This is a genomic window from Lysobacter sp. OAE881 (assembly GCF_040546665.1).
Taxonomy (GTDB): Bacteria; Pseudomonadota; Gammaproteobacteria; order Xanthomonadales; family Xanthomonadaceae; genus Lysobacter_J; species Lysobacter_J soli.
In genome coordinates this window covers 748,455-760,852 of sequence record NZ_JBEPOG010000001.1, presented here as the reverse complement: position 1 = coordinate 760,852, position 12,398 = coordinate 748,455, and the positions used below count along the sequence as shown (strand labels likewise).

The 12,398-nt window shown below is 62.9% G+C and carries 10 protein-coding genes; 1 reads left to right on the top strand and 9 read right to left on the bottom strand.

From position 1 onward, the window contains the following. Positions 1 to 5: 5 nt before the first annotated feature. From ABIE51_RS03430 to ABIE51_RS03405, 5 genes are all read right to left on the bottom strand, one after another. The gene (locus ABIE51_RS03430) at positions 6 to 467 is read right to left on the bottom strand and encodes a carboxymuconolactone decarboxylase family protein (protein ID WP_192632239.1); all 462 of its coding nucleotides are present in this window, start codon (positions 465 to 467) and stop codon (positions 6 to 8) included. 11 nt (positions 468 to 478) lie between these two features. Next, positions 479 to 886 (bottom strand): cupin domain-containing protein, encoded by a 408-nt coding sequence (locus tag ABIE51_RS03425; protein ID WP_192632238.1) that lies wholly within the window; start codon positions 884 to 886, stop codon positions 479 to 481. Positions 887 to 963: 77 nt separating this feature from the next. Continuing rightward, the gene (pdxR, locus tag ABIE51_RS03420) at positions 964 to 2,397 is read right to left on the bottom strand and encodes a MocR-like pyridoxine biosynthesis transcription factor PdxR (RefSeq protein ID WP_192632237.1); all 1,434 of its coding nucleotides are present in this window, start codon (positions 2,395 to 2,397) and stop codon (positions 964 to 966) included. Between the two features lie 956 nt (positions 2,398 to 3,353). Beyond that, positions 3,354 to 6,083, bottom strand: coding sequence for a PAS domain-containing protein (locus ABIE51_RS03410; RefSeq protein WP_192632236.1), 2,730 nt, complete (start codon positions 6,081 to 6,083; stop codon positions 3,354 to 3,356). A gap of 947 nt (positions 6,084 to 7,030) precedes the next feature. After that, positions 7,031 to 7,948, bottom strand: a complete 918-nt coding sequence (locus tag ABIE51_RS03405; protein WP_192632235.1) for an SDR family NAD(P)-dependent oxidoreductase — start codon at positions 7,946 to 7,948, stop codon at positions 7,031 to 7,033. A gap of 257 nt (positions 7,949 to 8,205) precedes the next feature. Here ABIE51_RS03405 and ABIE51_RS03400 point away from each other — a divergent pair, with 257 nt between their 5' ends. After that, positions 8,206 to 8,640, top strand: coding sequence for a DsrE family protein (locus ABIE51_RS03400; RefSeq protein ID WP_277801485.1), 435 nt, complete (start codon positions 8,206 to 8,208; stop codon positions 8,638 to 8,640). 95 nt (positions 8,641 to 8,735) lie between these two features. Here ABIE51_RS03400 and ABIE51_RS03395 read toward each other — a convergent pair whose 3' ends face one another. From ABIE51_RS03395 to ABIE51_RS03380, 4 genes are all read right to left on the bottom strand, one after another. Continuing rightward, entirely contained in the window at positions 8,736 to 9,740 is a 1,005-nt protein-coding gene (locus ABIE51_RS03395) for a zinc-dependent alcohol dehydrogenase family protein (protein WP_192632233.1), read from the bottom strand. Positions 9,741 to 9,819: 79 nt separating this feature from the next. Further along, positions 9,820 to 10,815 (bottom strand): quinone oxidoreductase family protein, encoded by a 996-nt coding sequence (locus tag ABIE51_RS03390; protein ID WP_192632232.1) that lies wholly within the window; start codon positions 10,813 to 10,815, stop codon positions 9,820 to 9,822. Between the two features lie 37 nt (positions 10,816 to 10,852). Beyond that, positions 10,853 to 11,944: a Gfo/Idh/MocA family protein gene (locus tag ABIE51_RS03385; RefSeq protein ID WP_192632231.1), complete on the bottom strand. Its 1,092-nt coding sequence runs from the start codon at positions 11,942 to 11,944 to the stop codon at positions 10,853 to 10,855. Continuing rightward, positions 11,941 to 12,393, bottom strand: coding sequence for a nuclear transport factor 2 family protein (locus tag ABIE51_RS03380; protein WP_192632230.1), 453 nt, complete (start codon positions 12,391 to 12,393; stop codon positions 11,941 to 11,943). The genes ABIE51_RS03385 and ABIE51_RS03380 overlap by 4 nt, the downstream gene beginning before the upstream one ends. Positions 12,394 to 12,398 lie beyond the last annotated feature (5 nt).

Sequence of the window (12,398 nt, the reverse complement as noted above, 5' to 3'; positions counted from 1 at the left end):
GGCCCTCACTGCTGCGCTCGTCGCGATGCTTCGGGCAAGTTACGGAAGCTGATTGCGAGCCGGTTGTAGGTGTTCATGAGGCCGATCGCGAACGTGAGATCCACCAACTCCTTTTCCGCGAACACCAGCGTGGCTGCCTGATAGTCTGCGTCGGGCACACCGGTGTCCGCGACCCGCGTGACCGTTTCGGCCCAGCCCAATGCGGCGCGCTCACGATCAGTGAAGACCGGGCCAGCTTCGCGCCAAGCCTGGACCAGGGCGAGCTTGTCGATCGTCACGCCCTTTTTGATGAGGTCGCGCGTGTGCATATCGAGACAGTACGCGCAGCCATTGATCTGGCTTACGCGCAGGTAAACGAGGTCGACGAGAATCGGTTCGAGGCCAGAGTGGGACACGTAACCGTAAAGTTGGCCGAGCGCAGTCGCGCCTGCGGGAGATACTTTCGTGTAATCCAGTCGCTGAGACATGGCGGCACCTATTAGTCTGGGATGGTGAGGGGCTGGTCGCCGGTATCGACGACAAAGACGGCCAGCAGACGAGCTGGCTCGGTAGCACTCGCATTGCGGCTGATGCTGTGGTGGGCCCCGGGTTCCTCGAAGAAGGACTCACCCGCCGTAAAGACGCGCGAAGGTGCGTCGCCTACCTGGCTTTCGATCGCGCCGGACAGGACATAGGCGTAGATAAACGCGGAGCCGGCGTGCCGGTGCGGAGCCGACTTGCCGCCAGGCGGGTAGGCCACCTCCACCGCCACGAGTGACTTACCGGGCACATTGGGCAGGGGGTGCGTGAACTTCGGGGTGGAGGTACTTCCCGGGGGCTGGGCAGCAGCCGCGCCAGCTATGACCGCCGCTGCAAGCACTGCGATCAACCGCTTTTTAATGCTCATCGTGGACTCCAGGTCGGGGGACGCGCACAAGGTTGCGCCTCCGACGGTCCACGGAAAAGAACCAAAAACAGATATTTTCAGTGGACTATGGGCCGTTGCCCTGTCCGGTCCCGGTGCCTTCTAATCAATCGATCCAGTCGATCGCAAGCGTCCGGGATATCTTGTTCGGGCGCAGTCGCTACCCCCAGTAAAAGTCCGCGCTGACGCGCCTCCCGACCGCTGAACCAGGACGAGAGTGCTCCGGGCGCCAGACCTTGCGCGCGCGCCTCTCGAACCAGAGCCTCGTCATCGATCGAGTCGGGCAGCGGAAGAAGAACAGCCAGGCCACCGATCTGGCTTGGATACCCGCGCGACGCGAGAGCGTCCTGCAGGGCCTTTCCGCGCGCCGCGTACAGCCGCTTCATCCGCCGAAGGTGCCGCATGTAATGGCCCTCTCGAATGAATTCCGCGAGCGTTAGCTGGACGGCAGGCGCCGGTGCAGGCGCGAGGGACATCACTGTTTCATTGAACTGGTCGATGAGGCGATCGGGCGCCACGATGAATCCGAGTCGAAGCGCCGGGCTTATCGTTTTGCTGAAGGAGCCGATGTGGATCACACGGCCGTTCGTATCGAGTGAGGCTAGCGCGGGCGCGGCACGCTTCTGCAATTGGAGTTCACCAAGATAGTCATCCTCGACGATCCAGCTACCCGCCCGACGTGCCCAGTCAAGTAGCTGCATGCGGCGCTCGAGCGACAACGTCGCGCCGGTAGGCGCCTGCTGACCCGGTGTCACCAGCGCGAGCACCGCGTCAGAGGCGCGCGCAATCCCTACGTCGACATCGAGACCGTCTGCGTCTACCGGAATCGGCGCAATCTGGAACCGCGCCAGATTCAGCGCATTTCGAGTCAGGAAAAAACCCGGGTCTTCCATCCATGCCCCGGCACCTGTCGCGCGCAACATACTAAGCGTGAGTCCGAGGGCACCCGAAAATCCGGCCGTCACGAAGATGGATGCTGCGTCGCATTGGATCCCTCGCGCCACAGCAAGATGACCTGCAATGCGGCGGCGCAATTCGAGCTCCCCACGCGGGTCCGGATACACGACTGGTGCGCGGGCCTGTGTGCGTGCCGCGTGCGCGCCGATGCGTCCGAACAGGGCAGCAGGGAAGCTATCCGATGAGGGTACGCCCATCTGAAAGGTTGCCGGCCCGGACACGATCTCCTGATAGACAGCGGAAGGCGACACGTGGTCTCGTGCCACCCCAAGGGGCTTCCGGGCTGGTGACGGCGCCACGCGAGTGCCGCCGGGTCGCATTGAGACGACCCACTGTTCGTCGGAGAGTCGGTCGTAGGCGGCCCTCACGGTGCCGCGAGCAACGCCAAGCTGCGACGCAAGATCACGCCAGGAAGGGAGTCGCGTTCCGGGTGGTAGCGACCCACTCTCGATCGCCGCGATGATTCCGCGTCGAATCTGTTCCGACAGCGTGGTGGCAGCGCGCCTGTCTAACGTAAGGCGAAGAGAACCGGCCATGTCTTATGGTACCCGCTGCGGTCGGCGCAAACCGAGGGAGTCGTTTCCGATGGAGAGATCTCGGGCTGTTATGAACAAGCGGCTCCCCGGCCTACAGCGCGGTTTATCGATATTTTTCAATTCACAACCTTCGGTGGAACTCGAGGCGGGACCGACCGCTCAAGAAGCGGTTTCGCCTGGTGCATTCTAGCGTCGTGCGTCTTTCGCTCCTCGATCCGGCGGCCACGGCCATCCGTCGAGCGACGCTGCACTTCGGTGCTAGCCGAATGTCCGCTTAGGGTCGAAAGCGGACATTAGCAGCCCGGCTGCCGGGCGTCCCGGTCGAACGCCCGCTATTGGCCAGGAGCGGACGTGTCGCGCCTACAGGTACTTCGCCTTCAACCAAAGAGCGCCCTCGACAACGAAGACGATAGCCCCGAGGTACATCAGGTACCCAAGTGCTTCATGCAAAGTGATGGAGAGAACTGCGCCGAGGACGAAAAGCAATATCCCCGCCACCAGGCCCTTCTTCCTCCATGGAGACGCTGGGCTCATACGACTGGCTGCTTTGGGTCGAAAGCGGACATTAGCATCGCCGGTCTGGTGACGTTCCTGTGTCCGCTAACGGCTAGAATCGAACACCCTTTGTGGGGCCGACAACTATTCAGTTGCGCGGTTGTTACGCGCGTCCCACTACCTTGCATTAGGAAAGCCACATGCCGCAGATGCCGAGGCCGCCCCCGGAAAACCGACGTGATGCGGCTGAGAGGCTCGCACAGGCACTCGCTGAGCTCGCCGAACATCGCGATGCACTACGCGAACATCGTGACAAATCTCGCAACCTGAAGCACATATCGGAACGAGTGGTCGGCAGTAGCCAGCTGCTATGGGACGAAATCCGACGGTCCAGGTGAGTCCCGCTCGGGTGGGAAGCGGCCACTCAGCGGCATGTCCGCCCGAAGGTGATGCCCCGACTGTCAACTCACGAGCAGAGTCGCGATGCGATCGATATCGACCGGTTTGACGACGTGATGATGGAAGCCAGCTGCGCGCGATTCGGCTTCATCATGCTGCTGCCCATAGCCGGTCAGCGCGATGTAGCGCGCGGGGTGATCATCGCCCATGCGCTCGCGGATTCGCCCCACCAACTCGTGACCCGTCATATCGGGCATGCCGATGTCCAGGATGAAAACGTCCCAGCTCGGTCGCATTGCCAGCAAGCCTAGTGCCTCGTGGCCGCCCGCAGCGGTCGTGACGTCATGTCCGAGCAGACGCAGGACGGTCGCCAGCGTATCGGCGGCATCGCGGTTGTCGTCGACGAGCATCACGGTGCGCGCCTGGATGGACGCTCGCGACGTCTTGGCTTCCGTCACCGGCTCGAGGTCGACCTTGGTCCGTGGAAGCACGAGTCGGAACGTGCTTCCGCGCCCCAAGCCCCCGCTGGAAGCGACGACGCTTCCGCCATGCGCGCGCACGATGCTACGTACCAACGCAAGGCCGATGCCGAGCCCGCCCTGGGTGCGGTCCGGCGTGCGTGCGGCTTGGGTGAACAGGTCAAAGATATGCGGCAAGAGCGCGGGATCGATGCCGACGCCGTTGTCGGTCACCTCAATCGCCACTTCGCCTTCCGTCACCATCAGGGCAACTCGGATGGAACCCGCTTGTGGCGTGTACTTGGCGGCGTTGTTCAACAGATTTGTCACGACCTGCACCAAACGATGCCAGTCGCCGAGCACAAAGGCCGGCCCGCCGCTGGTCTCCACCATGAGTGTGTGCCGGCGCAACTGCACCGTCGGATCGGTCTGTTCAACCGCTGCAGCGACGACAGCACGCATGTCGACGGGCTTTCGATCGAAATCGACAAGCCCACGGGTGACCCGCGAAACATCCAACAGGTCGTCGACCAGTTCGGTCATGTGCGTAACCTGTCGGGAAATGATCTGAGCTGCCTTGCTGACGCGTGCTTCGTCGCTGGGCGCCAAGTGCAACAGCTCGGCGGCGGTGCGGATCGGCGCGAGCGGATTGCGCAACTCGTGGGAAAGCATTGCAAGGAACTCGTCCTTGCGGCGGTCTGCCTGTTCCAGTGTTTCGATTAGGCGCCGCCGCTCGGTGATGTCGACCGACGCGCCGATCAGGCCGACCACCTTGCCCTCCTCATCGAGCCACGGGGCCTTTGTCGACAGCCAGATTGCGGGCGAACCGTCGGCGAGCTGGATCTCCTCTTCGACCTGCTCGGCGACGCCGCTCTCCATGATGCGGCGGTCGTTGGTCATCACGGCCTCGGCCTGCGCCTTGTCGGCAAGCAGTTCGAGGTCGGTACGGCCGAGAAAGTGCGACTGCGGCACGCCGAGCAGATCCGCCACGCCATGGTTGCCGACCACCAGTCGGCCTTCGCGGTCCTTAGCGTACACCACGCCCGGCACGGTCTCGGTGAACGTGCGCAGCAGCTCCAGCGCGCGATCGCGTTCGGCCTCGACGCGGTGTCGCTCGTCATGACCCAGCAGGACGCCGGGAAAACGCACCGGCGTGCCGTTCTCGTCCTTTTGCACGCGTCCGTTTGCCTCCACCCAAGCCCATGTGCCGTCACGGGTGAGCACGCGGTACTGGCAACGGTACGGGCCGCCGCGCGCGAGCGCAGCTTCGACCGCGGCGCTCACGCGGTCGCGGTCGTCGGGATGGATGGCGTCGACGGCAATCGACAGCGGGATGCCATTGCGACACGCCTGTTCGTCCAGCCCGAACAGATGGGCAAATCGCTCGTCGCCGCTGATGCGATCTTCGGCGACCAGCCACACCCAAGTCGCCAGGATCGCCCCCGCGTCCAGTGCCAGTTGCACGCGCTCGGCTGCCAGAGAAGCCGCTTCCGCCTCTTCGCGGCGCTGGGTGATGTCGTGGAAGAACACCGCCAGGCCTTCCTCCACGGGAAAGGCGCGAATCTCGAACCAGCACTGGCGCCCGTTCTCGAACGTGTACTGGTACTCGATGCTCTCAGAGCGGCCGGTGGATTGCGCCCGCAGGTACATCTCGCCGAGCGGCGACTCCAGCGTGCCGGGGAACAGATCCCAGTGCAGTCTACCCAGGAGCTCTTCGCGATGGAGCCCGGTCAGTCGTTCGGCGACCGGATTGACTTCCACCACGTGGAAGTCGCAGTCGAACAACACAAACGCCTCGTCCATGTTTTCCAGCACATGGCGATGCCGCGCATCGCTCGCGGAGAGATCGCGCTCGAGCTGCATCTGGCCGGTGATGTCGCTGCAGGCGCCGAACATGCCGGCCACCGCGCCCGTCGCATCGCGGACGGGGGCGAAGAAGAACGAGAAGTAGGTTTCCTCGGGATAGCCGCTGCGCTCGAGCACCAGGCGCATGTTGGAAATGTGTACGGGATCGCCTGAGGCCGCAGAGGCAATCAGCGGTTCGAGCTCCTTGCGGATCTCGGGCCAGACCTCGTCGAGGATGTCGCGACCGAGCGCCCAAGGATGCTTGGCGCCGAGGAACGGCATGTAGTGGTCGTTGTAAAGGAAGGCCCTCGATGGCCCCCAAACGATGTACATGGGCTGGTTGGAGGCCAGCATCAACGCCACGAGCGTGCGCAAGGCCTCTGACCAGGTCTCAACGGGGCCAAGCGCCGTGCTCTGCCAGTCCATGTCGCGCAACCGCTTTCCCATCTGGCCACCGCCGACAAGGACATGGCGTTCGGTCTGGGACATAACTGCTGCTCTCGATCGGGGCCGAGGGAGATGATACGAAAGTCCCAGAGAATGCCATGCCCTTGCCGAGTAGGACGCGGTCTGGCTAAGGCATCGCCACGCAGATCAACAGGTCTAAGCGGTCCTGACGGGTGACTGCATCCAAGATCGTTAGTCGTCCAGTCTTCCTCAAAAGGCTGGCGGCGTTGTAAGAGCGGTTCGCGCTATTGAGAACGCTAGCTGAGATAAGGAGTGGTGACGAGATCTGCGCGGAGCCTGCGCCATTGCTGCAGGCAGCGCTTAACAGACGGACCTTAGGTCCGGGTATCCAGGTCACACACTAAGCGAAAGCCGGGGCCGGCCAGCCAGCCGATGTATCACCGGACTAAGCGAGTCAGCGCGAGTGTCCGCTTTGGGTCGGAAGCGGACATTAGCAGCCCCGCCGCCGGCCGTCCCGCCCCACTGTCCGCTATCGGCCAAAAGCGGACGTCAGCAGCCTACTTCATGTACCGAATGGAAATCGGCAAGCCGATCGCAAAGCCAACCCAATAGCCAACGTGCCACCCGCCTTTAACCGCGTCGGGTCCCATCAGCACCAACGACAGAAAGACTCCGCAGAAGAGCCCAATCATGCCGAATGCTCCTGCTCCAAAAAGGATTCGCAGTGGTCTGCTCTTCATCTGACTCCCATGAGCAGAATGGCGCGCTCGGACATGACCGCTTTGGGTCGAAAGCGGACATTAACACCGTCGGCGCGGTGCACCGAGCTCGAGGTTAGACAGAGGCCTCTCGCTCCTTCCTACCCCCGATAAGCAGGCCTAATCCTCAGCTCTGCTCGAATCGGCGGTTCGAACTGAGCGACCGTCGGGATCGACGCTCTGCCGTACCGTGACCGGTGGCCCGGCCGGGGCACAGATTCATGTGAATACCGGTGGCCTGCCAGCACCGACAGACACTTCGGGCGCGCGTCAGCCTCCTGCGAGCACGCGCGATCCCAGCTGCCAGAGTCTCGCAGCGCTATCGGCATTCAGTGCGTACGGAGCCACTCCGCGGAAGTCGTCGGGCCTTGCCTGGACAAGTTGAGCCTCGTTACAGTCCTCGAAGTAGCGCCCACTCGTCTCGTTGAGCAGCGGCGATCCCGCTAGAAGAGCCGTGGTAGCCGCCCCTTGCTCGACGGTCTTTCGACGGTTCTCTGGCGTCCTTAGTCCGCCCATGTGCTTCTGCAGATTGGTGGCGATCGCCCCGGGGTTCACGGCGTTGGCGGTGACCCCGTACTTTTCGCGCCACAGATGCGTGATTCCGACGGCCAGCAACGCACACGCGGTCTTTGATTGACCGTATGCCACCAACGGGTCGTAGTGGACGAAGTTGAAGTGCGGGTCGTCGAAGATCACCGGCGCCAGCAAGTGCGCGCTCGAACTGAGGCACACGACGCGCGCACCGCCTGCGTCCGCCAAGGACGCCTCCAAGCCCAGCGTTAAGGCAAAGTGGCCCAGATAGTTGGTCGCCATCTGCCCTTCCCAACCGCCGGCACCGCGCAAGAGCGTCGGTGTGGCCATGATGCCGGCGTTGTTGACCAGGATGTGCACTGGCCCCGCCCACCCCTCGGTGAACGCACGAACCGTGTTGAGATCGGATAGATCCAGCGGACGCACTTGAACCTGCGCGTTGCCAATTGCGTTGCGTATCTGGGCCGCGACGCGGTGCCCCGCCTCGACGTCGCGCACCGCGAGCGTGACCTCAGCACCAGCGACGGCGAGTGCCCGTGCCGTCTCTACTCCGATTCCGGACGAGGCGCCCGTCACAATGGCGCGCTTACCCGAAATATCTACACCGTTCAGCACCTGCGCAGCAGTGGATTGAAAGCCGAATGGGGTCGTGAACATCTTGATGACCTCTGTACGTCCAACTGATGGCTTGGGGCGCCCGACGATTTCGCCGTCAGCTCATGGTGTAGCACCAGCTCACGTCCGATTGCGCGGCATTGCGCTGTGCTTTCTTGCGATTGCTGAACCACGCATCGAAAACAAGCTGCGAGATTGACTCATTGTGACGGCTGGCGCTTCCTGCACGAACCCACTTCGTGATTCCGTCTGCGCGCGGGGCACGGTCAATGGGTTCATCCTCTCCCGGAGCATCCACCATGGCAACCAACGAACTTCGGATCGACATTCCCGTCAAGCTGGCGGCGGTAAAGAACGTTTTCAGCATCGCGTCGCTCTCCTTCGAGGGGGACCTTCCCGCGGCGCTGTTTCACCTCAAACTACTCATGGACGATGTTGACGCATGGAGCGCTACCGCTCAGGTGGTCGCCGTCTTCCACACGAACGCCGGTCACGTCACCCTGCACGATCTGTCGTACAACAGCGATCGCAACATCGATACCGGCAATCCCTATAAGGCATTGTTGGCGGGCCTGATGAATCGCGGCGTAGAGATCGAGCTGTGTGGCGCCACGGCGCAGGCACACGGCTGGACGAACGCCGACATACTGAAGGGCGTAAGAATCAATACCGACGCGATGGCGAGAACAACAGAACTCGTTCAGCAGGGCTTCGTCAAGATCTCTGAATCCTGAGGCGGGCCGTTCGTGGTGGCGACCAATTTGGTCGCCACCTTACTGATATAGATCGCAATGTGTGCGCGGACAAGGAATGAGCAAGCCTGCAATCGCTATTCGATCTCGACCACGACTTTGCCGGTCGTATCGCCAGATTCGACGTACTGGTAAGCCTCTTCGGCGGTATTCAGACTGAAGCGATTGGGGTCGACACGCGGATGCAGCTGACCGGCATCGGCCAGGCGGGATGCCTCGCGCATGATCTCGCCGTGATGCGCTCGATCGCGACCGCTCAACAATGGCATCAAGGTAAAGACGCCGGAGTACGTCGCGCCACGGAATGACAGCGGCGCGATGGAGTGCGTGCCCCACCCCAGCGCGCTGACGACGTGGCCGTGGTAGCGGCGTGCCGCCTTGAACGAGTTGTCGAGGGTCGCGCCACCCACCGTGTCGAAGATGATGTCGAAGCCTTCGCCGTCGGTGCACCGCGCAACGTATTCCTCCACCGACTCCTGTTGGTAATCGATAAACGTGGCGCCCAGGCTTTCGACATAGGGCCGCTGCGTCGCATTCGCCGTCGCAAATACAGTCGCACCGTGCGCTTTGGCGATCTGGATCGCCACGTGCCCGATGCCGCCTGCGCCGCCATGAATGAGCACGGTTTTGCCCGGGGCAACACGGGCGCGGTCGACCAGCCCTTCCCAAGCCGTGATGAACACCAAGGGAAGCGCTGCCGCCTCGCGGGCTGTGAGAAATTTGGGGCGATGCGCGAGCAAGGCTGGATCTACGACTGCGAACTGCGCGAGTGCGCCTTGCACGCCGCCCACGCCGCCGGTCATACCAAAGACCTCGTCGTCGGCCGCGAACCCCTCTACGCCGCAGCCGACGGCAACGACGACGCCTGCCATATCAATGCCCAGGATAGCCGGCAGCGGATGTTGCGCATGCGCGGCCTTGCCCGCACGGATCTTGGTGTCAAGGGGATTGAGTCCGACGGCCTGGACCCGGACCAGTACCTGTCCTGCCTCCAGGATCGGTGCAGGGACTGAGCGGACTTGCAGCGCTTCGCCTTCGACCTGCACGGATGCGAGCATGGAAGACGGAATGATGGTGTTCATGATGATCTCCTACACAGAAGGTTTGCCGTGGGCGAGCCGGGCCTTGCGGCTGGGCATTCCGAGACTCGCGTCGCTGCAATCAGGCCGTCGCGTCCGAGCGATCGGTTGCGGGCATCAAGAGCAACTTTCCGGTGGTGCGGCGACCCTCGATATCGAGGTGAGCTTGCGCTGCCGCGGCGAGCGGGTACGTGGCACCGATAGACACACGCAGCTTCCCGTCCAAGACCCAGTCGAACAGCTGCGTAGCATGTTCGCGAAGTAGCTCTGGCGTAGGCACGTGATCGAAGAAGACGGCGTAGCCGATCTTGATGCTGCGCGGCAGGCTCGTGAGGTCGAACGCCGCAGGCGCACCCAATACCGGGCCAAACCAGCAGAACGTGCCGTTGCGGCGTAACGACGCCACCGAGCCCTCGAACGTTGCTGGCCCCGAGCCGTCATAGACGACGTCGACGCCTTCGCCCTGAGTCAGCCGTAGGACCTCTTCGGCGAAATTGCCGTCAGCATCCACGATCACGTGATCGGCGCCGGCGGCTTGGGCCGTCGCCACCTTGTCCCGGTGCGATACCCTTCCGATTACGCGGCCGCCACGCAACTTGATGATCTGGGTCAACAACAGCCCCACCCCGCCGGCAGCTGCGTGTACAAGCGCAATGTCGCCGTGCTGTACCGGGTAAAACTCGGTCGCGAAATGGCTGGCGGTGATGCCCTGCATCATCAGTGAGGCGGCCGTGCGGTCATCGATGCCATCGGGAATCGGGACGACTGCACTTGCTGGAATAGCCAGGCGTTCGGCATAGCTACCGGGGGCGTATACCCACGCGACCCGCTGACCGGGCTGCAGGTCGTCGACGCCGGGTCCAATTTCCAGGATGCGGCCCGCGCCCTCGACCCCCAGGACCTTGGGGTTGGGCATCTCGGTCCAGAACTGCCCGCGTCGCACACCGGTGTCCATGAAGTTCACGCCCGAGGCCGCGACTTCCACGAGGACTTGCCCCATGTCGGCCCGCGGTTCCGCCGCGTCGATCAGGGTCAGTACTTCAATGCCGCCGGGGGATGACATCGCAATCGCTTTCATATTCAGAGCTCGATAGTGTGTCGTGCGACAACGCCGTTTAGAGGCGCTGCTGCGCACCTTCGCTGTGTTCGATCGCGGTGATCAGCCGGTGCAACTCGACAGCGTCCGCAAACGTCGGGCTTAGGCGGGTGCCCTCTCGCAGATCCGAAGCCAGCCGCGCGTAGCCAATGGCGATGCTCTGCGCCGGCATTCCCACTTCGCCGTAACGGTCGTAGTCGTCCGGGATCTCAACATCGTGCAGCGCCTCGTCGAGGCGCGCACCCATCAGGCGGGTGCCCCCGATGCCGACGTAGCCCACCGGACTGGTGATCACCAGATCGCCTTGGGTGCCGTTGATCTCGACATGGAAATTGGTTCCTCGCGAAAGGCCACCGCGGAAGTGCACCGTGACGTTCGCACCGTTGTTCAAGCGCCCCACCACCTGAATCTGATCGGCAACCGACAGTGGGCGCTCCACGCCCGTCTCGGTCAACCGGACCGTCCGGCGGGCGTTGCTGAGCAGGCCGGACACCGTCTCGAAACGTGCGTCGAGGACGTGCAGCAATCCATCGATCGAGTGGGCGAACGGGACGTTCACCATGGCTGCGCCATTCAGCGGATCAAGGGTGTACGCATACCCCTCGCTCATGGACTCGCCCCAGATGATGCCGGAGCCGATCATGGTGGCGGAGAGCACTTCGCCCACGTAGCCGGACGCGATCAAATCGCGCGCGTACGCGAACACGGGAGCGGAACGCGTCTGCAAGCCGATGGACGACGCCAGTCCTTTTGATGTCGCGACCTCGTGCAGCATTTGCGCTTCGGCCAGGTCGACGCCCAGTGGCCACTCCGAGAAGAGCGCCTTGCCAGCGTTGAGCGCTTGCATGATCAACGCGCGATGGCGCGGGACCTTGACCGAGACAACCACGAGGTCGACCTCGGGGTGCTCGACGAGGGCGCGACTCGATTCGAAGTGCAGCGGTACCGCGAACTTCTCCGCCGCGGCCTTTGCTATGGATGCGTCGTGGTGACTTACGGCTTGCACCTGATACTGAGGGAGTGCCTTCAGCGCAGGAAGGTGCGCCGTGCTTGCCCACCCCTGATCAGGGTGGACGCCGATGATGCCGACGCGGATCGGGGTGTCGTTCATGGGGACTGCTTCTGAGTAGGTTGAGGAGTGACCTCGAGAATGGTGCGTCGAAGCTCGAGGTTGGAAATTAGCCACGCCCCGTCCTTGAGGACCCAGCGCTCGTGGTAGTGGCCGTACCCATGCACGCTTATGGGGGCGTCCTTTGGCGCGAGGGGAAAGACGATGTAGTCCTCCATCGACCAAATCGCGTTGATCTCGCATTCCGAAACCAGCTCGAGTTCGTCGTTATGCACCTGGTGAATGGATCGCGCCCCTTCCAGGAACTCCCGGGCAGCGTTGACGAATGCACGTGCCGTATGGAACTCGGCGATCAGCCCGCCCTCGGGGTCGAAAACCGTGGCCTTCGCGTCCGCGACGAACAATGCGGCGAACGTCTCCCATCGCTTGGTGTCGAGGGAACGGCAGTACCTCGCCTTGCGTAGCCTTACCTGTTCTATTGCGCTATTCATGGACT

What these genes read in the sequence shown, in the direction of transcription:
- pdxR (WP_192632237.1), bottom strand. Translation starts at nt 2,397, where the DNA reads ATGGCCGGTTCTCTTCGCCTTACGTTAGACAGGCGCGCTGCCACCACG.
- ABIE51_RS03395 (WP_192632233.1), bottom strand. Translation starts at nt 9,740, where the DNA reads ATGAACACCATCATTCCGTCTTCCATGCTCGCATCCGTGCAGGTCGAA.
- ABIE51_RS03405 (WP_192632235.1), bottom strand. Translation starts at nt 7,948, where the DNA reads ATGTTCACGACCCCATTCGGCTTTCAATCCACTGCTGCGCAGGTGCTG.
- ABIE51_RS03400 (WP_277801485.1), top strand. Translation starts at nt 8,206, where the DNA reads ATGGCAACCAACGAACTTCGGATCGACATTCCCGTCAAGCTGGCGGCG.
- ABIE51_RS03410 (WP_192632236.1), bottom strand. Translation starts at nt 6,083, where the DNA reads ATGTCCCAGACCGAACGCCATGTCCTTGTCGGCGGTGGCCAGATGGGA.
- ABIE51_RS03385 (WP_192632231.1), bottom strand. Translation starts at nt 11,944, where the DNA reads ATGAACGACACCCCGATCCGCGTCGGCATCATCGGCGTCCACCCTGAT.
- ABIE51_RS03430 (WP_192632239.1), bottom strand. Translation starts at nt 467, where the DNA reads ATGTCTCAGCGACTGGATTACACGAAAGTATCTCCCGCAGGCGCGACT.
- ABIE51_RS03380 (WP_192632230.1), bottom strand. Translation starts at nt 12,393, where the DNA reads ATGAATAGCGCAATAGAACAGGTAAGGCTACGCAAGGCGAGGTACTGC.
- ABIE51_RS03425 (WP_192632238.1), bottom strand. Translation starts at nt 886, where the DNA reads ATGAGCATTAAAAAGCGGTTGATCGCAGTGCTTGCAGCGGCGGTCATA.
- ABIE51_RS03390 (WP_192632232.1), bottom strand. Translation starts at nt 10,815, where the DNA reads ATGAAAGCGATTGCGATGTCATCCCCCGGCGGCATTGAAGTACTGACC.